Source organism: Calditrichota bacterium (genome assembly GCA_020637445.1).
In the GTDB taxonomy this organism is placed as follows: domain Bacteria; phylum Electryoneota; class RPQS01; order RPQS01; family RPQS01; genus JABWCQ01.
The window spans coordinates 272,402-296,211 of record JACJVZ010000003.1 but is presented as its reverse complement, the minus strand read 5'-3'; the positions used below and the strand labels follow the sequence as shown (position 1 = coordinate 296,211).

Annotated in this window: 20 protein-coding genes; 15 read left to right on the top strand and 5 right to left on the bottom strand. The window is 54.7% G+C overall.

The features are described 5' to 3' along the window. Positions 1-5: 5 nt before the first annotated feature. The 5 genes from H6507_12105 to H6507_12085 all read right to left on the bottom strand — a co-directional run bounded on the left by H6507_12105 (position 6) and on the right by H6507_12085 (position 6,218). On the bottom strand, positions 6-1,079 hold the full coding sequence (locus H6507_12105; GenBank protein ID MCB9369845.1) for a hypothetical protein: 1,074 nt from the start codon (positions 1,077-1,079) through the stop codon (positions 6-8). After that, entirely contained in the window at positions 1,079-1,648 is a 570-nt protein-coding gene (locus H6507_12100) for a hypothetical protein (protein ID MCB9369844.1), read from the bottom strand. Before H6507_12100 ends, H6507_12105 begins: the two co-directional genes overlap by 1 nt. Positions 1,649-1,671: 23 nt before the next feature. Then, on the bottom strand, positions 1,672-3,663 hold the full coding sequence (locus tag H6507_12095; GenBank protein ID MCB9369843.1) for a hypothetical protein: 1,992 nt from the start codon (positions 3,661-3,663) through the stop codon (positions 1,672-1,674). A 394-nt stretch (positions 3,664-4,057) separates the two neighbouring features. Further along, on the bottom strand, positions 4,058-5,131 hold the full coding sequence (locus H6507_12090; GenBank protein MCB9369842.1) for a hypothetical protein: 1,074 nt from the start codon (positions 5,129-5,131) through the stop codon (positions 4,058-4,060). Positions 5,132-5,237: 106 nt separating this feature from the next. Then, a complete protein-coding gene (locus tag H6507_12085) occupies positions 5,238-6,218 on the bottom strand; it encodes an NHL repeat-containing protein (GenBank protein MCB9369841.1) in 981 nt (326 codons plus the stop codon). A 563-nt stretch (positions 6,219-6,781) separates the two neighbouring features. Between H6507_12085 and hemC the strand changes: the two genes are divergently transcribed. From hemC to H6507_12010, 15 genes are all read left to right on the top strand, one after another. After that, the gene (gene hemC / locus H6507_12080; GenBank protein ID MCB9369840.1) at positions 6,782-7,684 is read left to right on the top strand and encodes a hydroxymethylbilane synthase; all 903 of its coding nucleotides are present in this window, start codon (positions 6,782-6,784) and stop codon (positions 7,682-7,684) included. Continuing rightward, on the top strand, positions 7,666-8,409 hold the full coding sequence (locus H6507_12075; protein MCB9369839.1) for a uroporphyrinogen-III synthase: 744 nt from the start codon (positions 7,666-7,668) through the stop codon (positions 8,407-8,409). The genes hemC and H6507_12075 overlap by 19 nt, the downstream gene beginning before the upstream one ends. Further along, positions 8,402-9,469 carry a uroporphyrinogen decarboxylase gene (gene hemE, locus H6507_12070; protein ID MCB9369838.1) on the top strand — a complete coding sequence of 356 codons (1,068 nt, stop codon included), beginning with the start codon at positions 8,402-8,404 and terminating at the stop codon, positions 9,467-9,469. The genes H6507_12075 and hemE overlap by 8 nt, the downstream gene beginning before the upstream one ends. Next, entirely contained in the window at positions 9,466-10,860 is a 1,395-nt protein-coding gene (gene hemN, locus H6507_12065) for an oxygen-independent coproporphyrinogen III oxidase (protein ID MCB9369837.1), read from the top strand. The genes hemE and hemN overlap by 4 nt, the downstream gene beginning before the upstream one ends. Positions 10,861-10,870: 10 nt before the next feature. Then, positions 10,871-11,824, top strand: a complete 954-nt coding sequence (hemH, locus tag H6507_12060) for a ferrochelatase (protein MCB9369836.1) — start codon at positions 10,871-10,873, stop codon at positions 11,822-11,824. After that, on the top strand, positions 11,808-13,226 hold the full coding sequence (hemG, locus tag H6507_12055) for a protoporphyrinogen oxidase (protein ID MCB9369835.1): 1,419 nt from the start codon (positions 11,808-11,810) through the stop codon (positions 13,224-13,226). The genes hemH and hemG overlap by 17 nt, the downstream gene beginning before the upstream one ends. Position 13,227: 1 nt before the next feature. Then, complete coding sequence (locus H6507_12050) at positions 13,228-14,046, top strand: hypothetical protein (protein ID MCB9369834.1); 819 nt, start codon at positions 13,228-13,230, stop codon at positions 14,044-14,046. After that, a complete protein-coding gene (locus H6507_12045) occupies positions 14,043-15,341 on the top strand; it encodes a glutamyl-tRNA reductase (protein MCB9369833.1) in 1,299 nt (432 codons plus the stop codon). The genes H6507_12050 and H6507_12045 overlap by 4 nt, the downstream gene beginning before the upstream one ends. Further along, positions 15,325-16,305 carry a porphobilinogen synthase gene (hemB, locus tag H6507_12040; protein MCB9369832.1) on the top strand — a complete coding sequence of 327 codons (981 nt, stop codon included), beginning with the start codon at positions 15,325-15,327 and terminating at the stop codon, positions 16,303-16,305. Before H6507_12045 ends, hemB begins: the two co-directional genes overlap by 17 nt. Positions 16,306-16,310: 5 nt before the next feature. Then, complete coding sequence (gene hemL, locus H6507_12035; GenBank protein MCB9369831.1) at positions 16,311-17,627, top strand: glutamate-1-semialdehyde 2,1-aminomutase; 1,317 nt, start codon at positions 16,311-16,313, stop codon at positions 17,625-17,627. A gap of 19 nt (positions 17,628-17,646) precedes the next feature. Next, complete coding sequence (locus H6507_12030) at positions 17,647-18,771, top strand: HAMP domain-containing histidine kinase (GenBank protein MCB9369830.1); 1,125 nt, start codon at positions 17,647-17,649, stop codon at positions 18,769-18,771. Beyond that, the gene (locus H6507_12025; protein MCB9369829.1) at positions 18,764-19,468 is read left to right on the top strand and encodes a response regulator transcription factor; all 705 of its coding nucleotides are present in this window, start codon (positions 18,764-18,766) and stop codon (positions 19,466-19,468) included. The genes H6507_12030 and H6507_12025 overlap by 8 nt, the downstream gene beginning before the upstream one ends. Positions 19,469-19,480: 12 nt before the next feature. Beyond that, entirely contained in the window at positions 19,481-20,608 is a 1,128-nt protein-coding gene (locus tag H6507_12020; GenBank protein ID MCB9369828.1) for a hypothetical protein, read from the top strand. 1,021 nt (positions 20,609-21,629) lie between these two features. Continuing rightward, positions 21,630-22,175, top strand: a complete 546-nt coding sequence (gene ccsA, locus H6507_12015) for a cytochrome c biogenesis protein CcsA (protein MCB9369827.1) — start codon at positions 21,630-21,632, stop codon at positions 22,173-22,175. 7 nt (positions 22,176-22,182) lie between these two features. After that, positions 22,183-23,775 (top strand): cytochrome c biogenesis protein ResB, encoded by a 1,593-nt coding sequence (locus tag H6507_12010; protein ID MCB9369826.1) that lies wholly within the window; start codon positions 22,183-22,185, stop codon positions 23,773-23,775. Positions 23,776-23,810: the final 35 nt, after the last annotated feature.

The following is a 23,810-nucleotide window of genomic DNA, read 5'->3' as shown; positions in this document are numbered from 1 at the left end:
TTTAATTATTGTGCTGTAATTGAATTCTTGCGGCGGATCACTCGCAAGTCGGAGACCGCTCCGTCAACCATATTGCGTACCAATTTCGCCGGACTGTGGATAGCGCCGACGCCGAAAAAGCCCGATCCGGTCTTGCCGCTGCGGCGAAAATACTCCGCCCATACCACGACGTCGGTGGCGGGATCGATCATGCGCAACTCAAACCCCGCTTCCGGATTCGCCCCCAAACTGACGTGACGCTCCGTCGTCAACTCGCTGACCGTGCCCGTGACCACCAGATCCACGCCGAGATTCTCTGCCAGCGCACTGCTGACCGCGCGTACGGACTGGCCGTGGCGAAGATCTTCGCTTTGCAGCATCACTTCGCGAACTTGGCCGGGATCTACCACATTAAATCCGCGCTTCATCAATGACTCCACCAAAAAGTCGCCGATCATATCCCCTGAAAATGAGGCTTCCGCTTCGTCCAAGGGTGGTATCACGGCAACGGTCGTGCAGGCCACGCGCTGCTTTTTTGACTGGTGTGATACCACGAGCTCGTCAATATGATAGCGTTGTTCCGGCCTGTTGGTCTTGATCGAGGAAAAGAGCTTCTTCGCGGCGGATTTCGCGAGCTTGCCTGCTTTGCGATGCACGGGACTTGACACCAGTGCATGTCCACCGCCTCCTGCGACGACCGCGCAGTCGTTCCAAATCATGCGCATGGAAGAGACGTCAATCAGCCGCGCGCAAAGCGACGCTTCCGAAAAAGTGCTGTCGAGCGTGAATCTGTGAATCGTTCCCAGAAGCACGAACGAAACGTCCAACGAATCGGCCAGCGCGCGCAAATCTTCTTTTACAGGAGTTGCAGTGTTCCTGATGCGCAGTGACCGCAGAACTGCGTTCACCGAATCCGCGTCTACAGATACTATGCCGCGCCGTTCGAGAATGTGCCGGGCAGATTCGTCAAAAATCTCCCGCGCCGTTTCAGCGGCAGATGCATTGTAAAACGGCAGAAGAGCGACTCGCAGTTGAGCGCCCGCCTGAGTCCACGCCAAAAGCAGCGCGAAACCCAACGCCGTCACGCGTGAGCGGTACATCAGCTAATCAGGCTCTTTATCAATTTGCGCACGGCGCGCTGTACGGCTTCGCTGCGCGTCACTTCGCCCACTCCCATCATCCGGGAAAAAGTCCCCGGCCCGCCGATACTGACTGCCGACGACCAAACCGTGTGACCCGTCTCGCAATCAACCATACGCGCATTCAAACTTACGACACTTGATTGAGTTCCGCGTCCGGCTATCTGTCCGGCTTCTCCCACCGACCCAAAAATCACAGCCTGAACTCCGAGCGAGTCGGACATCGTCTTCAATCCGGCTAAATCAAGTTCGCCGCCGCGAGATTGACCGATATTCCGCAACACGCGCGCCGTTTCCCCCGGCTCGACCACGTCGAATACCTGAGCCGCCAAGAGTTCGGTCAGAAACAGCCGCGTCGCGTAGCCCGCAACGCCCTGATCAGCGGAAAGATTTTCAAAGTTGACTACTGCCACGCGCTCAATCGCTCCGAAATCATATTCCGGGTGAATGAAAACAGTCGAGCGCCGTGCCGCGCATCCTGCCAACAGCCAAATAAGTCCGAGCGTTAGAGCATATTTAAGTGATTTCATAACTGGCAACGGTTGAATAAATACTAAAACCGCGTCGCGAACGAAAGCCGGGCCGAAGAGGTCGACATGTCGTTTTCGCGCTCATTGAACGAATAGGATGCTGTTACATCCGTACGGACAGACCAGTGATAAATGGTCTGTATGGAATATTGATTCGATGCCGCCGTGCTCGTGCCTTCGATTCTGTTCACGGCTCCGCCGATTGAAAACTTGTAAGTCGGCGTCCACGACAAAATGCCGTCGTAGGTACGGTCATCGCGCCGGGGATCCGTGGACGTCGTCGCGCTTCCTGTCAGGTTTACCGTGTCCGTCAAACGGTACAACAGCCGCCCCGAAAGCGATACTCTGTACTTCAAAACCGCGGAAACGCGCGCCGTGCGCGTCTCATATCGATGGGTGATGCTGATCTGCGAACGGTTTGTCGGATCACCTTCGAACGAATTCGAAAACGTCCGCGAAAAAATCTTGTCCGGGCTGTCAAACCGTTCGTCTTCGGAGTAATTGAATTGCGTCGCGTAGCGCAGGAACGGCAAAAGCAGCGCGCGTAGCTCCAATCTCGATGCTTCGCTCCGGCGAACAAGGATGTTGGCCGTCTTCTCTTCGCCGCGATCCACGCTCACCGCCGTGCTGACTGCGCGGCTCCATTGCGACCGCAAAATCGTGTTGGCGGATGACGTGTTGCCTTCTTCTTGATCCGAATCCGTGTAATTCGTGCGGTTCCACTGGTACCGCGTCGAAAAATCCACCAGCCGAGCGGGATGAAACCGAAGCGACGTTTGAAGTCCGTCTTCTTCGCGCGCCAAGGAAGTCAGCGATGCGCCTTGGCGGAGAGCGTCCCCCGCGGCGTCAAGGCTGAGCCACTTCGATGGCTGAATTTGGATCCTCGCTGAACCGCGCTGATCCGTGTATTCCCTGTTGGACCTGTCGCCCGTGCCCGCAATCAAACCGCGCAGCTCGGTGACTTCAATCGGAGTGTTCAGAAGCTGCGGCGACACCGAAACCTTAATGTACCGCGTTTGCACTTGCTCGAAGGCAAACTCGTATCGCATGAACAGCGAATTAAAGGGTGCCGCGAGGTTTGAGCCAATCGGCGTCCAATTCAAATTGTCCGAGCTGATCCAAATCGTCCACGTAAACTGCACCGTGCTTAACGTGTCCACGTACAGATGCAAATGGTCTACAAGCAACGGCACACCGAAATCCAAACCAAAATTGTGCGTCGTCCCGTTGACCAGATCAAAATCTGGACCCGCGGGAATTCCGACCAAACCGTCAATCAGAGCAGGTGTGCTCTCGAGAACGTCAAAATCCGGCGACGGATCGGCGAGATAAAGTCCGGCTGACGCCTGAAGCGTGCGCAGTACTTCGCCGGTTATCTGCGAGTTATCTGATTCGGTGCGAGACGAAATCTGATAGTTGGTCTGGAAGTTGACCAGGTTTTTGACAAACGACCGGTTCAATTCCAAATTCCCGGTATGACTGCGCGTCGTTCGGTCAATGCCCGTTATCACGTTGCGCGTCAGCAAATCGGAGTACTCGTAGTTTGCGAAAACCCTGTTCGTGCTGTACGTTCCGCCCGCGGACAAGGTGCGCGTGCGTGTGTCGTAGCCAATGAGCTCGAGATCGTTGACGTTCTTGGCCCAACTTGACACTCCGTAAAGAATCGGAAAATTGAGCAAATTTGTCTGCGCGCGAACCGATGCCGCGCCGCCAGTCAGCTTAGTCGAACCCAGTTCGTCGCGATCTGCCCGGTATGAGGCGTCGCCGCGAAAATCAAGAAGCGGCGTATGCCAATCCATCGCACCGGTCGGACGGGCCTCGGTAAGCCATGAATATGGGCCGGATCCCGTACGAGTCTGAAAATGCCTGAAGAGTCCGCTCAGCGAATAGCGAACCGTCGGCGTGGGCCGGCCCGAATTGTAAAGAGTATACTGCTGGTCGTAGGACGCCGAATTCACCCCGTCAGACTCAGTGCTCGCCGCAGTTCCTGTGATCGTGCCTCCCCAGTCGGCCAAAACGGTGCTCTGGCAACTCAGCAAGATAACAGTAATTAGGCAGAAAAGCACGCGGCCGCTATGTCGGGATGGCGCTCGCATAAGAGCTATTGAATATAATCAAGAATAGTTGCGATTTGTAAGCATTTATCTGTCACATGACGGAGCAAAAAGAAGGACCGGGTCAGCAAGAATATAGTCTTGCAATCGGTCCTGCGCAACACCTGCGACATGGCCAATAAGGGGGCCTAAGATAAAACGACTAAACAAAGATCTACGTTCGAAAAAGAACCGCGACTCCCCGGCCAGAACTGGGGAGAAACAACACCGGGGAGTCGCGTACGGGGAACTAACTTAAGACGGAAACCTGCGGATGAGGGCGGCATGTGCCGCCCTCATCCCAAGTCAATCCATCTTAGAACGGCATCGCGTCGTTCACGTCCTTGTTGTGGCACTTGTTGCACAGCGAACGTTGGTTCGGATCGCCGTAGTTGCCGGGCTGCGGCATAACGTACGAACCGGATTCAACACCGTCTTCTTCATAGAACGGAATGTTGAAGTCCCAACGGCCGGAATTCTGGCCGCTGGTGGCGTGTGCGCGGTGGCAAGTAATACAGCTCACGCGGCTGTTTCCATCCGGACCGGCAGTCCAGTCCACGGTCATTTCAGGATCTTCAAACGGAGTGAGCGTCAAGTACGCCGTCGCATGCGCACCACCGTGTTGATCAATCGTGCCATTGTAGGTGTCATAGACGTTCTGAATCACAGAGCTCATCGTGACGCCGCTGGGGTGACGATATTGATCTTGATTGTTGTGGAAGTTGCCGTGGCAGTTCGAGCACCAAGCGCTCATGCCGCTGTTGTACGCAATGTGATTGTTCGGGGCTTCCGTCGAACCGGTACCGGAGAACGGGAGACCTTCAGCGATCGGGGCAGCTTGCGTAAAGTTGTAGTTACCGGACACGACATGGTCGCCAGCGCCGTAGAGCAGACGATAGTTCATGTTGCCGTGCGGGTCGTGGCAGCTCGTGCAGCCCAGCGCAGACGCCGGATAGGTACCGCCCGGAGCAACCGGATTCAAACCGTCAACCACCGTGCCGCGGCTCGGCGAAATGACAGTGTGGCCAGCGCGCCAACCCGGAATCGGATTGGAACCGCCATTGTGGCCGTCGTTGATGTTGTCTTCCAGCAAGAAGGCAAAGTTACCCGGGCCGCGTTCGGCCGGCGGGGCCATAGGATCGCTACCCCAAACCGCGCCGCGGCTGGTAGCGTGGCAGGACAAGCAAAGATCCGTCGCATTCGCTTGCTTCAGCAAATACTGGTAACCTTGGCCCGTCGGATCGATCAAGTTGCCATTGCCATCCGTATTGTGCATGGTGTGGCAGCCCGAGCAGTACGCAACGCCTTCATCATGGAAAGCAAGTGCGTTAGATACTTGCAGCACAAACAGAGCCGCAAACGTCAGGATCAAAAACATCGACCGTCTCATTAGAGACCTCCTTAAGGTACAGATAGTCATCTCTTCTGGAGATGGGTTACAAATTTCTCTTTAAATAAAAGGGGCATATGTTAAAAGTGGTGCATTCATCGTAAACTCATGACCCGCCGCTTACGACAGGCTCGTTCCTGAACACAACCGACTGTATCCGATTGTTGTAGATTTGGCCGACGACAAGTGTGCCGTCCAAACAGCAAGCTAAGCTCGAGGGGTGAAAGAAATACCCTTCATCAAGTCCGGGGTAGCCGATCTCGCGCAAGTATTGACCGTCCGCACTGTAATACTGCAGCAAGTGGCGGTGCTTGTCGAGAATCACATATTCTCCCGTATTTGTCTTGCAGCACGCCACCGGAAAACTCAATTCCGTCTGGCCGCCGCCGGGATAACCGAATATGCGAATTAACTTACCGTCGAAATCGATCCGGGCAATCTGGCCGATGATGGGCAAAGTCACGATCATCTCGTTGGCCATCACCGCAAAACCACTCATCACAGGCGTCGCTTGAGTCTCGTCGTCCGCCTCCTGTAAAATCGGAAAATCGCGCACCGCTTCGCCGGACGTCGTGTATACATATATATGGGCCGGTTCGGCCGTCAACATGTAAAGCTGGTCGGAATCGTCCAATGCGATTCCCATCGGGCCGGCTCCGTTTGTCTCATACGGCAAATCCAAATAGTTCAAAAAGTCGCCGTTGTAGTCAAAAACGGAAAGGGTGTGCTTGCGTGTGTCTCCCAAAACAAAAATCCGCCCCTGCGAATCCACGGCAACCTGCTGCGGAGTGCTGAGACGGTCACGAGTCGAAAATTCAAAGTTATAGCGGCGCTGCGAATCGTAAATCGCGATCCGAGCGTTTGCCGCATCCGCGACGTAAATGTCGCCCGTGTGCCAATCAACGTACAACCCGGTCGGTTGTGGGCTGCTCTGGTCTCCCGCCGGATAGCGCATCGTCTCTTGAATGACCGCTTCTTGCGCCAACGCGGTTCCACCAAGAAGAAGTCCGGACAACAGCAAACTCGCCGCGAAAATGCAGCCGCCTATGGCAGAGTATGTTGTGCTGTCGTGTCTCCAGATCCTCATCGTAAATCTTGGTGGGAACTTATCTCGGGCCGATGTTCTCCGCCCGCATGCCCAGTTCATGGTTGATTTGGCCCAAACGCGAAAGTTTACCCTTTAAGTCAAGTTCTACACATACTTCCGCGTGCTCAAGCTTGGTGCAAAGATACCATATAGGACGAGAAAACGCAACGCCCCTTGTTCACTTGAACCAGAACGTTTTTCAATCACTTAAACTGTGCTAACCGCTTGAATTCTCTTGCGAAAGATTTCACATTTCGATATAAAGGGTCAGTGACAATAGTGCACAAACGAAATCAAAAGGAGGCAAGATATATTCTGCCCTCTTAAGTCATATTAAGATATAGTTGTTACGCTCGGTATCATGCGGCAGATTTTGCCCCTCTAAACCACTGTGAATATAGAAAAAATGGATTCATAGATAATAAGATATTTTTATCTAAATTATTTGGCCGTTTTTCTGTGACTTTGCTACATGACGTTTCTGTGACAATTGCATGACACTGAGACACGCTCCGTTGAGTATCTTTGCGACCAAAAGTTACCCAAAATAACGCAATTGAGACATGATTATCGGTACCCGCGGCAGCGCCCTCGCTAAGACCCAGACCAATTGGGTGCGCAAATTCATCGAAGAAAAGCTCGACGCCCCTGTAGATGTGGTGGTCATTAGTACTCAGGGTGACCGAGTCACAGATCGACCCCTGCGCGAACTCGAAGGCAGCGGCTATTTCACCAAGGAACTTGAACAGGCTCTGCTCGAACGCCGCGTGGACATCGCCGTACACTCCTATAAGGATATGCCGTCGCAATCACCGCAAGGCCTATCCTTGGCCGCCGTTTCCACTCGTGAAGACGTGGCTGATTTGCTGATCATGCGCCGCGAAGCGGTGACGATGCCTGCCGAAGACTTCTTCTTGAAACCCGGAGCGGTCGTTGGCACCAGCGCAGTCCGCCGCGAAGCCCAACTGCGTGCGTTGCGGCCGGATCTGAAAACCAAAGATCTACGCGGAAATGTCCCGACGCGTCTAACCAAGCTCCATAACGGTGAGTACGACGCTATTCTTCTGGCCAGCGCAGGTGTCCGCAGACTTGGGATTGATATGAGCGAATTTCGGGTCGAGCGACTTGAGCCCTCCCGGTTCGTTCCGGCTCCCGGACAAGGCGCGCTGGCGATACAGATGCGAACTGATGACGATAAAATCTCCTTAGTTAAGGAAGCCATTCATAATGAAACGACGTTTGCGGCAACCCGTATGGAACGCCGGGTACAGGCGTTGTTCGGCGGCGGATGCGGTCTGCCCTTGGGAGTGAACGCATCATTTGAGAAAGGCGAATGGACGCTCGAAGGATTCTGGTTCAGTGAGAACACCGGAGCGGTTCGCGCCACAGTGCGCGGAACAGACACCGACAAGCTCGCCGACGAACTTTACCACGAACTGAATCTGTCATGCCAGGCCGAGTGCTGATTCTGCGTGACAAGGCATTGTGCGCTGAACTAATCCGCGAACTTGACGCGAACGGTGTTGATTGCACATTTCTGCCCGTTACGAACACGGAGTTTCTCGCGGCTGACGTCAAACAACTGTTTAAGTACAACTGGATCGCGTTTACCAGCGCAAACGGAGTGCGGGGTTTGTTTCGCGCGCTGAAAACATCGGCTCACGTTCTTCCGCTTAACATCAAGATCGCCGCGGTCGGCAAAGCAACCGCCGAAGTTATTCACGAACTCTTCAGCCGCTCCGCCGACGTAGTGTCCGAAATCGCGGACGGAACACACCTCGCACAGACTCTTTCTAAATCGTTGCCCGCCGGAACGGAAATCCTCTATCCGTCTCCGGCCGGGCACGATACTGAGTTTACCAAGATTGCTCGTCAGGAGGGTCTTCACATCGACTGCCTTCCTGTTTATAAAACCGTTCCTGTTGAAGACACTGTCTTGCGGGAGCAGCTTGAGTCAGCCGCAGGTTTTGCCGCGGCTGTTTTTTATGCGCCGAGCGCAGTACGTGCGTTCGGCAAAGCATTTCCGGCGCCGTGGAATCTTACGGCGATTGCAATCGGCCCAAGCACGCAGAAAGCGTTGGCCGAAACCGGACACAAAAACATCTCGATGTCTCAGGACACCTATTCACTTGCTATTTCCCGGGCCGTGCGCGAAGCGTTGGAACTGGAATGGGGACACACACATGCTTGATACGCTCGTTCAAACACACCATAAACCGACTTTCGAAATCGAAACCAAGAAATTTCTGCGCGCCGCCCGCGGTGAAGTGCTGGATGTTCCACCCGTGTGGCTCATGCGTCAGGCTGGCCGCTATTTGCCGGAATATTTGGCCGTGCGTGCGGATAACGATTTTGTAAAAGTTTGCCTGACACCCGAACTCGCGTGCGAAGTAACGATGCAGCCGATTCGCCGCTTCGGTTTCGACGCCGCGATACTGTTCAGCGACATTCTCATTCCTGCCATTCCCTTCGGCAACGGACTGCATTTCGACAAAGGACACGGTCCCGTTATCGATCGTCCTGTCCGCGAGCGCCGTGACGTGGAAAACATGCGCAACTTCGATCCGCGCGAAGAGTTGACCGAAGTTTTGAACGCCGTCAAAATGATCCGCTCCGAACTTGCGGACGACAAAGCTCTGATCGGGTTCGCGGGTGCTCCGTTTACACTGGCGTGCTACATGATTGAAGGCGGAAAGCCCGATCCGTTCCGCCGCACAAAGAACATGATATATGCCGATCCGAAGACGTTTGAACTGCTGCTCGACAACATTGCCGCGATGACTGTGGACTACATGCGGGCCATGATTGAATACGGCGCGGACGCGATTCAACTGTTTGATACATGGGGCGGCATTCTGACCGATGAAGAATACCGCCGTGTCAATCTGCCCGTGCTGCAGAGAATTTTCAGTGCACTGCGGGAGCTTGACGTGCCGCTCACGTACTTTGTTCTGAACGGAATGCATCTGGAGTCCGCCTCGAACGTCGGCGCGTCCGTGTACGGTCTTGATTGGCGCATGAACTTTTCAACGGCTCGCAAACGTTTTGGTCACGACGTCGCCCTGCAAGGGAATCTCGACCCGGTACTGCTCTTGACTGACGAACAGACCATTCGCAGGCGTACGCGTGAAATCCTGGTCGAAGCCGGTCAACGCGGCCACATCTTCAACCTCGGTCACGGCATTCTGCCGGACACGCCGATCCAAAATGTGGAAATCCTCTTGGATGAAATTCGCGGAGGGAAGAAATGATTCAGACTGATTGGAGAGATATTCCTGAAGAGCAAATCTTTTCACTTATCGAAGAGCTTGACATCCGCGGTCCGCGTTACACGAGCTATCCGACCGTTCCCGTGTGGAAAGCGCCGCTTAACCGCGACGCCTTCGTCAATACGTTGGGACGGCTTGGGCAAGACGAAAAGGCTATTGCGGTTTATCTGCATCTTCCGTTTTGCCGTCAACGCTGCCTCTATTGCGGCTGTAACGCGCACATCACGCACGACGACGCGCGCATGCACCGCTACATGGACGCGCTTGAAACGGAAATTCGCCGGGTCACGAGTGAGTTTAAGTTTCCGGTAAAACACAGTCAATTGCATCTCGGCGGAGGAACTCCGACCTACGTTCCCACAAAGAGGCTCGCGCAGGTTCTCGATCTCGTGATTGAGAAAATTCCCGGTGCGGAGAATTTCGACCGCTCAATTGAAGTGGATCCGCGTGTTACCACAGACGAACACTTAGACTTGCTTGCCGAACGCGGATTCACGAGAATCTCCGCCGGACTTCAAGACTTGAACGCCGACGTTCAAGCAGCCGTTCGTCGTGAATATACATTCCAAGAGATCAGCGAGTTCATAGAACGCGCCCGCGTGCGCGGTTTTCAGAGCGTCAACATCGACTTGATTTACGGCCTGCCGCGCCAAACGCGTGACACGTGGCGCGAAACTGTCGCTTCAATCGCTACCCTGCGCCCCGACAGGCTCGCGTGTTTTGGTTATGCGCATTTGCCCGCGCGGATGAAACATCAACGTGCTATCAACGAAGACGTGCTTCCGTCTTCGCGCGATCGTTTGGGGATGCTGCTCGACGCGAACCGCATTTTCGGAGAAACGGGATATGCCGCCATCGGCATGGACCACTTTGCGCTGCCGGACGACGATCTATCCGTTGCGCAGAGTCAAGGCCGCCTGTGGAGAAACTTCATGGGCTACACTACGACGCGCGGACTCGAGTTGTTGGGTTTGGGATGCTCAGGCATCAGCGAGTTTACGGACTTGTTTGCACAAAATATTCCGCTGCCAGAAGCCTACGCGACCGTTATCGAAGACGGTAAGCTCCCGCTTGAGCGCGGTCACGAGCTCTCGTCCGACGACCGTGCTACCAAGCAGATCATCAACCATCTGATGTGCAATCTCGACGTTGCGCTGCCCGAAAATAGTTATGCGCTCGGAGAAGATTTCGTCCTGAGAATGCAAAATGCCATGCAGCAAATTGGATCGTTTGAAGCGCGGGGATTGGTAACGAAAACTGAGACCGGTTACCGTGTCACGCCGCTCGGACAACTGTTCGTTCGTAATCTTGCCATGCCCTTCGACCGCTATCTCGGCGAACAGGCCAACGTTGTTTTTTCAAAGACAGTTTGAGGATTCCGAAGTGAAAGAAGCCCTCCTCATTATTAATATGGGCGGTCCAGCCCGCCGCAATGACGTCGAACCTTACTTGCGCGAAATCTTCAGCGATCCCGCGATCATCGACTTGCCCGCCGTGATCCGAAAACCACTCGCGAGTCTGATTGCGATGAAACGCAAAGAGGAAGTCGCGGATCGATACGAATCGCTGGGCGGATACAGCCCCCTGTTTGATTGGACCGAAGCGCTCAGGCAAAACATTCTTCGCGAGCTCGCCATCCGCGGCGAAGATATGGAAGTCGCTTGGGCGTTTCGGTACATGAATCCGACGATCGAAGAGGCCATGACCGCGCTGGCTGAAAAGGGAGTGAGCAAAATCAACGTGCTGCCGTTGTTCCCGCACTACACGCATACGATGACGGGTTCGGTCATGAAAGTCGTCGAACACGCCGCGCAGAAACTGCAAATCGAATTCGAGTATCTTGAAGATTGGGGACAAGAAGAGAGCGTCCTTGACCTGTGGGAAGAGTATTTGAACTCCGCGCTTGAAGAAGCCGGACCCGGTGCGCGTGTAATGTTTGTCGCGCACGGCATCCCGAAAATCTACGTCAATCGCGGCGACGACTATCCGGACCGCGTGCGCGCGTCGGCGGAAAAACTTGCTGAGCGGCTGCCGAACGGGACGGAGTGGATCGTCGCGTTTCAAAGCAAAGTCGGTCCGGTCGAGTGGACCAAACCTTATATGGAAGACGCATTGGAAGAATGGGCGAAAAGCGATGCGCCGATCGTCATGATGCCGCTGAGTTTCGTCGCTGACTGTTTGGAAACACTCTATGATTTGGATGACGTCGCGAAGAATCTCGTCAACGAACGCGGCGTCAAGAAATACGTGCGCGTGCGGGTTTTTAACGACGATCCGAAATTCGCCGGCGCGCTCATGAATGTGTGGCGGGAGAAGAATCATGCTGCAACCCTCTGATCCCTTGAGTCCAAAAGTTGTTATAGTCGGCGGCGGAATCGCGGGTTTGGCAACGGCGTATTTGGTCCGCGAGTTGGGACGTGAACGCGGTGCAAATCCCCAGATCACGATTCTCGAATCGAAAAACATGACCGGCGGCGCGACGCGCACCGACCACGTCGACGGGTTTACCTGCGAATGGGGACCGAACGGTTTTCTCGACAATGAACCCGCGACGCTTGATTTGATCGAGCGGCTGGGTTTGAAAAAACGTTTGGTCAAAGCCTCGTCGCACGCGTCAAAACGCTATATTTATCATCACGGTCAAATGCACGAAGTGCCGCTCAGTCCGCGCCAATTTTTGTCGTCGAGTATTCTGCCCGTGAAATCGAAGCTGCGCGTTGCGATGGAGCTTGCCGTTCCCGCCAAGCGCGACGGTGAAGATGAAACCGTTTACAATTTCGCGAGACGCAGATTGGGCGACACCTTCGCGCACTACATGATCGACCCGATGGTCTCGGGAATCTTCGCGGGAAACGCGAAAGAGCTTTCGCTGCGTGCCGTGTTTCCCAAAATGGTGGAAATGGAAACAGACCACGGAGGACTTTTCCGCGCGATGATTGCCAAAAAACGCGAAGCCAAGCGCAACGGAAAAATCTCAGGCGGCCCCGGCGGCGCGGCCGCGACATTGACCACGTTCGAAAACGGCATGGGCGAACTTACCGACACGCTCGCGGCGGAGCTCAAAGAAAATATCATCACCAATTGTGAAGTGAAAGCCGTTCTCAAGCAAGGCGAGTCGTTTGAAGTTGTGACAAACGGGCAAACTCATTCGGCAGACGTCGTGATTCTGGCTTGTCCGTCTTATGCCGCCGCGGAAATCGTCTCGGAGTTGTCGTTTAATGCCGCCGAGGGTTTGCGGGCAATTCCTTTTGCGCCGGTGGACGTCGTGGCGCACGGCCACAAAATCGAAGACGTAGGTCACTCGCTCGACGGGTTCGGCGTTTTGATTCCGCGCGGCGAAGATTATCGCGCGCTGGGATCGCTCTGGTGCGACGCGATCTTCCCCGGACAGGCGCCTGCCGGTACGCATATGCTGCGCACGATGATCGGCGGCGCACACGATCCGGATATCGTTGAACTAAGCGACAGAGACGTTGAGTCTCTTGCGGCTAAGGAGCACCGCAAACTCTTCAACGTGAAGCGCGATCCCGTTTTCCGTAAATTGATTCGCCATCCGAAAGGCATTGCGCAGTATACGCGCGGCCATCTCGATCGCGTGCGCGAAACTGAAATACTCGAACGTCAACTTCCCGGCCTGCTGTTCACCGGCGCTTCATACCGCGGCGTCTCCGTCAACGGCTGCGCCAAAGACGCCTTCCGTGTCGCCAATCTACTGCTTGACATGTGGAGGCTGAACTAATATGTTTACCTACACATTGTTCCCGGCAATCCTCTTGGTTTTCTTCGGCGGGTTATTGTCGATGTGGGTGACGCTGTATCACAAACCGGACGAGGTGCTCGAACGAATTGCCGGACGAATCGGCTGGTTCACGTTGATCGTCTACGCGGCATGGCTGACACGGCTCTCTTTCGAACAACGGCAAATTCCGATTCTTACGGCAGGGCAAATCAGCGTCTTTCTCGGATTTCTCGTTTGGATGGACCAGCTCCTTGTGCAGCGCAAGATTTCACAGCGCATGCTCGTTGTTTTGCCTTTGATCACGGTCGTCGTGTTGCTTTTGAGTGGCATTGCCGCCGGGTTGCGTCACACCACGGCGCCGCTCGAATTACATTCAGCCTGGTCCGCCGTACATATTGTCATGTCCATGGCCGGAATCGCAATGCTCCTCGGCAGCGGCGTATTTGGAGCAGGTTCGATTTTGTTGAGACGCCAACTCAAGAGCCGCAACTTTGGACGACTGTTTTCTTCGCTGCCCTCCATGGACGAGATGCACAAGCTGCGTACGTTTGCCATTTATCTGGGCTGGGTCCTTATCACCGTCAGTTTCGCGTCGGCGGTCGTTTTCATGTTCGTCGAGAAATCCGGCAATCCGAGTTTCTTCAGCCACCTGCATGAAATGTTCGCGCTGTGGTTCGTGGCGTCGCTTTTGGCGCTCTCCGAAAGAATGCACTGGTTCAGCGACCAGAAACAAGCCCGTTTCGCTGTGGCGACGTCGGCGGTGATCTTCCTGCTGATTGCCGGCACCGTGCTCCAAATCTTCTTTGGAGGCCAATCGTGAAACTTGAAATGATTGGCTTGAACCACTCGACGGCGACACTCGCCCTGCGTGAGCGCGCCGCCATTTCGCCCGACGCGCTTCCCGAGTTGCTTGAGCGTTTAGTGCGGCATCCGAATATTGAAGGTGCGGCAATTTTGTCGACTTGCAACCGTGCCGAGCTCTATCTTTCGCCGACCTTCCACTTTGACGAAGCGGAACTGCGTGCGTTGTATGCAGACATGTTTGAACTTGAACCCGAAGACGGCAATGTCGCTTATGTTAATCGAGATTCGCACGCGGTGAAGCACCTCTTCCGCGTCGCGTCGGGACTCGATTCGCAGATGCTTGGTGAAATTCAGATCTTGGCACAAGTGAAGAATGCCTACACTTCCGCGCTGGAACTCGCTTGTACGAGCGGAATCCTGAACAAATTATTCACCCAAGCGTTGTTCTGCGGCAAACAAGTGCGCACACGCACCGCCATCTCGCAGGGCGCGGTGTCCGTCGCCTATGCGTCCATTGAAGTCGCGCAACGGCTCTATCATAAATTTGCCGAGAAAAACGTCCTGTTGGTCGGCGCAGGTGAAACAACCCGCCTCGCGGCCAAATATCTGGGTGACGCTGGCGCATGCAATTGGCGCGTGAGCAACCGCACTGCCGCGCATGCCGCTGAACTTGCCGAGCAAATCGGCGGTCAAATCACGTCTTTCCCTCCCACTGCCGAGGACATCGGATGGGCAGATTTGGTGGTATCCGCCACGTCTTCGCCGACGCAAGTTGTGACCCTGAAAGAGTGCAAGGGCGGTCTGAAATCGCGGCGCCGTCCGTTGCTGTTTCTGGATCTGGCCGTACCACGCGATATCGATCCGGAATTTGCCTCCGAAGATGACGTGTACGTCTATACAGTCGATGATTTTCAGGAGCTGGTCGCGTCAAATATCAAAGCGCGCCAAAAAGAAGCTGTACGTGCCGAAGAATTGGTCGAAAAAGAAGTTCACATCTTCAACGAATGGTACCGCGAGAACCGCATCGCACCGAGTATTCAGCAGTTGCAGGTTGCGCTTGAAACAATCCGCGCTTCCGAAGTCGAACATCAGGCGAAGCACTTCCGGCCTGAAGACATGGAAGAGGTCGACAAATTTTCGCGTTCGATGATGAAGAAAGTTACCAGTTTGATCATCGCCAACATGCGCCGCGCTGCGGCCGATGGCGATGATTTGACACTCGCCCGCGCCGTGACGGTCGCATTCGCCGGGAAAGATAAACGCGCGACCGAAGAGATTCTCGAAAAACTAAATCATGAGCTTTCCCACTGACCGGCCGCGCAGATTGCGCCGCACGGAAACGCTGCGCAGCTTAGTGCGCGAAACCCGTCTCGACCCGACTGACTTTATTCAGCCGCTGTTCGTCGTTCCCGGCAACAACATCAAAACCGAAATTTCCAGTCTGCCCGGACAGTTTCATTGGTCCGTGGACCGCGTAGTCGAAATGGCCGAGCGCTGCCACAATGCCGGCGTTCCCGGAGTCATTTTGTTCGGTGTCCCAACTCACAAAGATGAAGTCGGTTGCCAAGCGTATGCTGATGATGCCGAAGTCCAGTCAGCAACTCGCGCCATTAAGAAAGCCGTTCCCGATCTGCTTGTCATCACGGACGTTTGCTTGTGCGAATACACGAGCCACGGACATTGCGGAGCCATTCGCAACCAGGAAGTGGACAACGACGCCACGCTCGAGTTACTGGCCAAAACCGCGCTGAGTCATGCGCGCGCCGGAGCGGATATCGTCGCTCCGTCTGACATGATGGATGGCCGCGTCCGAGCAATTCGGGAAATCCTCGATGACAATGATTATTCGCACATTCCCATTCTGTCCTATGCCGTAAAATATGCTTCGGCGTACTACGGTCCGTTCCGGGTGGCGGTGGATTCCGCTCCGCAATTCGGCGACCGCCGCGGGTACCAAATGGATCCCGCCAATGCCGAAGAAGCCTTGCGCGAAGTTGAGCTTGATCTAACCGAAGGCGCGGATATGGTCATGGTCAAGCCGGGAATCGCCTATCTGGATATTCTTCATACGATCAAAGAGAAATACAAAAGAGTCACCGCCGCATATCAGGTTTCCGGCGAATATGCGATGATCGAAGCCGCCGCAGCGAACGGTTGGATCGATCGCAAACGCATCATTCTCGAAACGCTGCTGTCGTTCAAACGAGCCGGTGCCGATTTTGTTCTGACCTATCATGCGGCCGAAGCCGCTGAATGGCTCAAAGAGGAGAAATAACCGAAATGTCCAACAATATTCTCGACAGCAAAACCGAACACTCGACCACGATTTCCCGGTCGTGGAACGAACGCGCGAAAAAAGTCCTGCCCGGCGGGGTCAATTCTCCTGTCCGAGCCTTCAAATCCGTCGGCGGTGAACCGCCCGTGATCGCCTATGCCGAGGGCGCGGTCTTGGTGGACGTTGACGGAAACGAGTATATTGATTACATTGGAAGTTGGGGACCCATGATACTGGGCCACCGCGAACCCTCGGTCGTCGACGCCGTGCACGGCGCCGTCGACATGGGCTTCAGCTACGGCGCGCCGTCGCCCGCCGAGGTCAATTTGGCCGAAGATATCGTGTCGCGCGTGCCCGGTATTGAAATGGTGCGCTTCGTCAACAGCGGCACCGAGGCGACGATGAGCGCGATTCGTCTTGCGCGCGCCGCCACAAAACGCAGCGTCATCATAAAGTTCTCGGGCGGCTATCACGGTCACGCCGATTCGTTCTTGGTGCAGGCAGGCTCGGGTGCCGCAACATTCGGTCTGCCCGACAGCCCGGGTGTCACGCCCGGTGCCGCGCAGGACACGCGCTGCGCCGTGATCAACGATCTTGATTCCGTACGCGTTCTTTTTGAAACTGATCCCGAAAGCATCGCGGCCGTAATCGTCGAACCTGTCGCCGGAAATGTCGGCTGCATTCCGCCGGATTTCGGATTTCTGGGTGGACTGCGCGCTCTGTGCGACGAGTTCGGTGCATTGCTGATTTTCGACGAAGTGATGACCGGCTTCCGCGTCGCGCGCGGCGGCGCCATCGAGCTCTTCAATATCCTTCCCGATCTTGCCACGTTCGGCAAAGTTATCGGAGGCGGCCTTCCGGTCGGCGCTTACGGCGGCAAGAAAGAGATCATGTCGCTCGTCGCACCGCAAGGGCCCGTCTATCAAGCAGGCACTTTGTCGGGAAATCCGTTGGCGATGAAGGCCGGACTGGCCACGCTTGCGCAGCTCGACGATTCGGCCTACCGCACACTTGAGAAAAAATCCGCGCGGCTCGCTGAGGGGTTGCTCATTGCCTGCAAAGAGCTTGAGATTCCGGCCGTCGTGCAGCGAGTGGGCTCGATGCTGACTTTGTTCTTCACGGACAAACCGGTCAATAACTATGCGGACGCGCAAAAATGCGATCACGCGCGCTTCAAGAAATTTTTCCATGCTATGCTCGAACGCGGCGTGCATTTGCCGCCGTCCGGATACGAATGCTGGTTCGTGTCTCTCGCGCACAGCGACGACCATGTCGAGCGAACCATCGAGATTGCGAAGGAGGCGCTCGCCGCAACCAAATAAGCTGGGAGTGATTCGATAAATGTTCGGCTGGCTGCGCAATGCGTGGCGGAATCCAAGTTTGCCTTTCAGAAGGCACTTCGTTTTCTTTGCTCTGATTTCGCTCTTTGCGTTGGCACAGCTCGCGTGGTGGTCGATTTATCAATACAACGAAGGCCGCCGCTTGATCGAAACTCAGGACGGCTATTGGCAGCAGCAGATCGTCGTCGCGTACTTCCAACGCGCGTCGTTTGAAAATGATTTCGGCGAATGGCTCGCGCAGACTTTCCCCGATCTGGAAGTTACGGCGTCGGGCTCAATCGAAGTCAAAGCAAACAAACGCGAAGAACTTGCGGCCCGCGTGCACAAAAGAACGCGCATGTTTATCTCGGAGGGCGCGTTCTTCGGTTTACTTGTGCTCGCCGGCGTGCTCTTTATGCTGCGAACTCTCCGTGAAGAAATTGACATGGAGCACAGACAGTCCGTCTTTTTGGCGGCGACGTCGCATGAACTCAAAACTCCGTTGACGTCGTTGCGTATGTACGTCGATACGCTGACGGCGCGGGAATTTCCACCGGAGAAGCGCGCGGAAATTTTGGAAACGATGTCCGTCGATTTGGAACGGCTGGGAGATCTGATTGACAGGCTTCTTCAAGCGCAAAAAGTCTTGACTCCCGGAACCGCGCTGCCGCTCGAGCGAATCGACGTCAGCGAAGAGACCGTGCGAGCCGCCCGCGAGCTCGAGCACCGTATCGAATTTTCCGGCATGCATAACTTAAATGTTGACACGGAGCACGGCTTGTATGCGATGGCGGACGCCCGACGCTGGCACTTGGTCGTGAAGAATCTCGTCGACAACGCCGTCAAGTATTCTCCTGACGGAGGAATGATCGACGTGTTTTTGACCAAGCACGACGGCAAAATCGAACTTGTCGTCAGCGATCAAGGCCAGGGCTTTTCGCCCGACGAAGCCGAACGGATTTTCGAGCGGTTTTACCGGATTGGAAACGAAGATACTCGTACTTCGCAAGGGATCGGACTCGGCCTCTATCTCGTCCGCGAAATCGTGCAGTCGATGAAAGGTACCGTTTCCGCGCGCAGTCAAGGCAAAGGCAAAGGGTCGCAGTTCATCGTACATATTCCGCCGGCCCGGGGTGAAAATGCTTGAGCGGATTTTAATCGTCGAAGACGAAGCGCACATTGCCGCGGGTCTCAAGTTGAATCTTGAAGCCGAGGGTTTTCAAACGTACCACGTGGCCGACGGGCTCTCGGCCATAAAAGAAATCCAAGCCGGCAGGCACGACTTGGTACTTCTCGATGTGATGCTGCCCGGAGCAAGCGGCTTTGAAGTCTGCGAGAAAGTCCGTTCGCAAGGAAATCACATTCCGATACTTTTCTTGACGGCTCGCGACAGCGACGACGCGCGTGTGCGCGGACTCGAACTTGGCGGTGACGACTACATTACCAAACCCTTCAGCATCCGCGAGTTGATCTCCAGAATCCGCGCGATGTTCCGGCGCAATGACTGGTATCGCAAGGAACCGGAAGAAGGCAGCAAACTCGATATCGGAAAATGCCGCGTCGATCTGGCGGCCTACACGGCTGATACACCCAACGGTAAGGTGGAGCTGACTCAAAAAGAGTGTATGATCCTAAAGCTGCTGGTTGAGCGGGAGGGAGAGGTCATCACACGCGACGAAATTCTCGAGAAAGTTTGGGGCTACGACCGCTATCCCTCGACGAGAACTATTGATAACTTAATTGTCCGGCTGCGTAAGTTCTTCGAAGAAGACCCGCGCAATCCCAAACACTTACATACGGTTTATGCCGCAGGATACAAGTTTACAAGAAATCCCGGAAGCTAAACCGGTCCGCTCATGAGATATGTGAAAATTATTGTGATGCTTGCGGCTGCGGCCTGGTTTTCCAAGTCTGCGCTCGCCTTTCACGACGGCGGTACGGCGAATTGCTCAATGTGTCATACGATACACAACAGCGAAAACGGGCAGCCGGTCAATCCGAACCCTGACAACAACTATTTGTTGCTTACGAATTCCCCGACGGAATTGTGCTTAAGTTGTCATGCGACGGAACAAGGCGCGGTATGGTCCGTCAACCCCTTGCTGCCCGCTCCCGAACACGGCGGCGGAAACTTTATTTTTGTCGGTGCGCAGAATATCAACGACGCTCCCGACGGCGCGCAATTCCCGCTCAGCGGCAGTCACGGCATTCACAACTGCGTCGCTCCGTCACAAGGTTCTTTGCCTGATCCCGACAACGCAATGTCGCCCGGCGGAACCTACCCGTCTTCTGCTTTGGGATGTACGAGTTGCCACGATCCCCACGGAAACCAAAATTTCCGCATGCTGCGCGGCGCCGGCGATGTTCCTGCCGGAGACTACAAGTTCTTGTATCCCGCGCCGATTGCTCAAGGCATTGCCATTGAAGGCGCGGCGGAGTCCAGAGAAAACCACACCGCTTACAATTATGGCTGGACAAACTGGTGTGCCAACTGCCACGGGTTGTTTCATGAAGTGAATCCGGTCGGATTTGAACATCCCGTGCGCGGCTCACTGACTCAAGGAACCAGAGTTTCCTACGAACGCTACGACGGGTCGCTCAATCCAACCGGAGGCGATCCGTTTACGTCCTATTTGCCGCAGGTGCCGTTTCAAAGCAACTCAGTAACAACTACGAGCATGAACGGACCTGACGGACGAAGCGAAATTGCCTGTATCACGTGCCACCGTGCTCATGGTTCGAGTGCCGTGGATCTCGGTCGTTGGGATTTTCGCGTTGCAAAGCTTCAATTGGATGGTGTGGTTTCCGGATCGTTTCCGATTTCCAATCCTTTCAATTCGTCGAGCGAACGCTCCCTGTGTGTCAAATGTCACGAACATGAAACTCGCACCCACGGCCTGAACCAAGCGTGCATCGAGTGCCACCGGACCTCACTGTCGGCGTTGCAGAAGCTCCCCCCGGAGCGTGATACTTTTGCTAAGTGATGAGTTGCCAGTCCTCTTTGCAAAGCTGACAGACCAAGTCTTATTCGATGTTTAGCTTGAATATCGAGCCGAGCGTTGTGAGCACAATCTCGTGTCAATGTGACAAATAGACATCGATTATGCTTGACTATGCACTAACGAATGACGAAATTATTCGCGTAATATTTCACAAATGTGCCCTTTGCACAGCACCCCCGTTTTGAAAGATATCTTCCGAAGAACTCTGACCTTCGGCCTCGTCTGATTTTACTTGGTAGTCCGCTTGCGGTTCGGCCGCGTGCGGACTTTTTTTCATTTAATGTAACCGCAGCAGAGCTGGTGTGACATGTCACCCTCACTTGATGTTCAACTCTTTTGGTTTTCCTTTTGGGCCTATCTGATCGGATGGCTTTCGTTCACGATTTGGCTTGCCGCGCGCAAACCGTTCTGGACGAAACTCGGTTCGATCTGTTTCGCGGCGGGCTTCATTCCGCAAACGGCGGCCTTCTTCATTCGCTGGAACAACACCGGTCACTTTCCCATGTCCAACATGTACGAATACATGGCGGTCATGAGTTGGATGGCGGTAGTGAGTTTCACCTATCTGACTTGGCGTTATCGAAACTGGATCATCAGCGCGTTGATCTCGCCGGTCGTGATCATGCTGATGGTAGCGGCATCGCTTCTGCCTAAGGATCCGAGTCAACAGCTCATGCCCGCGCTGCGCAGCTCGTGGCTGATGATACATGTTACATTGGCTTCCGTCGGCGCCGGTGCCTTCGCGGTCGCCGCAGCGGTATCGTTTGTGTACTTACTCGCGGTTCGCAGCGAAGACGAAGCCAAGCGTCTCTTCAAACCTTCCATGAAAATTCCGTTTCAAGTACTCGTCGTTATCCCGCTGATCATTGCGATTGTCGGCCGCGTCAGCAACGCGCTCGCGTCTCAATCAAGCATGACCTTCATGGGTTCTGCTTTGAGCGGAGGAAACATTCTCGTGCTGCTCGGAATCTATCTCGTCATCGCGGGCGGACTTCTGAATTATATGTTCAAGAAAATTCCGTCCGTCGAGTCGCGCTACTGGGCCGCAATCGGATTCTCCGGCTTGTTCCTCGGAGCATTGGCTGGCGGAATTCTGCTCAGCAGGGGAGACGTGACGTTGACCTCGGATAGTCCGTTGCGCATTTTTGAGTTCTTCGGCATTACCATGGTTTTCGGCACGATCGGCATGTTCTTCCTGCATACCGTGTTGGGCTTTGGAGCCGTCGCGGGTAAACTTCACTTGGATGGCAGACTGCTCGACGAAGTAAACTATCGCAGCGTCGCGCTCGGGTATCCACTATACACTTTGGGTGCGCTTTTCGCTGGAGCGATCTGGGCCGAAAGCGCGTGGGGATCATTCTGGAGTTGGGACCCCAAGGAAGTCGGCGCGTTGATCATTTGGCTCTTCTACAGCGCATTTTTGCATGCCCGCTATCAACGCGGATGGAACGGTCCCAAAACCGCCGTGCTGTCTTTGATCGGCTTCGCGATGATGATGCTCTCGCTGTTCGGCAACTATTTCTTCGGCGGTTTGCACGCCTACGCATAAACTCAGTATGACTTCCACAAACTCTTTGACCGCACCGGTGAGCCGCAAGCCCAAACTGTGGGCGATGCTCTCGACGATGAAATTCGCGATTTGGATTCTCATCATCTTGAGTGTCTTATCGCTCGCGTCTCTCTTTAGCGACGAGTTGATCGATCCGCAGTGGCTGGCGAACCAACCTGAGACCACAGCCGGCGCTTTCGGTCAGTTCTTGTATAAGGCAATGCATTTGAACGATCCGTTCCGCTCGTGGTGGTATCGCGGACTGGTCGGCTTACTTTCTCTTTCTCTGTTCGCATGCATTCTCGAGCGCACGCCGATCGTTTGGCGCCGTTGGAGCAAAAAACCTGAACTTGATCCGCGCACGATCAACGAAAAAACTTCGCCGATCTATTTGACGACCGACGAAGCTCCCGCGTCGTTCATCGAACGGTTGTCCACGAAACTTTCTCCGCGTCTCAGCACGGACAAACTTTGGGTCGGGGAATCCGGCAGGCTCGCGCTCTGGGGTCCGTTGCTGACTCACCTCGGCTTGTTATTCTTGGCAATCGGAGGATTGGTCGGTTCGTTCGGTGACAACGAGTACCGCGCGGGCGGCTATCCCGGCGACACGATTGCTTTCGAAGAACTGCCGTTTGAAGTCCGCATCGACAGTTTCAGAGTCGAATTCTATCCCTTGCAAGCCCGTCAATGGGTGCTTGTGGACGGTGAGTGGTTCGGAAGGCTGGTTAAAGAAGACAGTCCCGGCACGTGGCAAATCGAACGCTTCGATCAAAACGGAAACACTCAACTCGTCTCGATGGAAGATGAGTGGATTTCCAATAGTTGGGACGTCAAACAGGCTTCCGGCAATATCAAGCAATATATCAGCAGCGTGTCTATCATTGAAGACGGACAAGTTGTTGACGAACGGCAAATCTCTGTGAATAGTCCCTTGCGCCGCTCGGGATTTAGACTCTATCAAAGTTCTTACGACCCGTCTGCGCCGCGCGTGCATGCGAGCTACGATCAACTTACGATTGTCGTCAGTGACACGGCGGGAAACGTCGTGGACAGAATCCCGGTGAAGCAAGGCCAAACTGTGTCAATTCCCGGCGACAGCATTACCATCACGGCGGGCCGGTTGCTGCCTGATTTCAAGATGGACGCGCAGCGAAATGCCTATTCCGCAAGCGGCAGTTTCTCGAATCCCGCGGTTGAATTGATCGCAAACGGTCCTGACGGTTTCCACCGGTCGATGTGGTCGTTCTTGACAATGCAGGGTCATCAGATTACGATCGGCGATCTCCGCTTTGAAGCCGCCGACCTTACGGGAGCAGAAGCCGGGCAAGACATCGCTACGATTTTTGACATCCGTCAATCCATGGGCACGGAGTTCCTGTGGCTCGGTTTCATTGTTTCGACGATCGGTTTGATCTTGTGTTTTTATGTCACGCACCGCATTGTCTACGTTGAAATGCCGACTCCCGAACAGCCACTCGTGCGCCTCTATGCTTTTAGCAAGAAAATGGTGCGCGCGTTTGAGCATGATATCGAAGACGTATCCAAGAAGGACGGCTGTAATGTCAAGATGAGCGTGCAGCCGGATATCGTCAGCTATTAATCTCCTTTCTCTGAGCAAAAAGGACTCGCAATTGC

Coding starts and splice junctions, on each gene's coding strand:
- hemB (MCB9369832.1), top strand. CDS start 15,325: ATGAGCTTTCCCACTGACCGGCCGCGCAGATTGCGCCGCACGGAAACG.
- H6507_12100 (MCB9369844.1), bottom strand. CDS start 1,648: ATGAAATCACTTAAATATGCTCTAACGCTCGGACTTATTTGGCTGTTG.
- H6507_12105 (MCB9369845.1), bottom strand. CDS start 1,079: ATGTACCGCTCACGCGTGACGGCGTTGGGTTTCGCGCTGCTTTTGGCG.
- H6507_12075 (MCB9369839.1), top strand. CDS start 7,666: ATGCCAGGCCGAGTGCTGATTCTGCGTGACAAGGCATTGTGCGCTGAA.
- H6507_12010 (MCB9369826.1), top strand. CDS start 22,183: ATGACTTCCACAAACTCTTTGACCGCACCGGTGAGCCGCAAGCCCAAA.
- H6507_12030 (MCB9369830.1), top strand. CDS start 17,647: ATGTTCGGCTGGCTGCGCAATGCGTGGCGGAATCCAAGTTTGCCTTTC.
- H6507_12020 (MCB9369828.1), top strand. CDS start 19,481: ATGAGATATGTGAAAATTATTGTGATGCTTGCGGCTGCGGCCTGGTTT.
- hemE (MCB9369838.1), top strand. CDS start 8,402: ATGCTTGATACGCTCGTTCAAACACACCATAAACCGACTTTCGAAATC.
- H6507_12025 (MCB9369829.1), top strand. CDS start 18,764: ATGCTTGAGCGGATTTTAATCGTCGAAGACGAAGCGCACATTGCCGCG.
- H6507_12085 (MCB9369841.1), bottom strand. CDS start 6,218: ATGAGGATCTGGAGACACGACAGCACAACATACTCTGCCATAGGCGGC.
- hemC (MCB9369840.1), top strand. CDS start 6,782: ATGATTATCGGTACCCGCGGCAGCGCCCTCGCTAAGACCCAGACCAAT.
- hemL (MCB9369831.1), top strand. CDS start 16,311: ATGTCCAACAATATTCTCGACAGCAAAACCGAACACTCGACCACGATT.
- ccsA (MCB9369827.1), top strand. CDS start 21,630: ATGTTCAAGAAAATTCCGTCCGTCGAGTCGCGCTACTGGGCCGCAATC.
- H6507_12090 (MCB9369842.1), bottom strand. CDS start 5,131: ATGAGACGGTCGATGTTTTTGATCCTGACGTTTGCGGCTCTGTTTGTG.
- hemN (MCB9369837.1), top strand. CDS start 9,466: ATGATTCAGACTGATTGGAGAGATATTCCTGAAGAGCAAATCTTTTCA.
- hemG (MCB9369835.1), top strand. CDS start 11,808: ATGCTGCAACCCTCTGATCCCTTGAGTCCAAAAGTTGTTATAGTCGGC.
- H6507_12050 (MCB9369834.1), top strand. CDS start 13,228: ATGTTTACCTACACATTGTTCCCGGCAATCCTCTTGGTTTTCTTCGGC.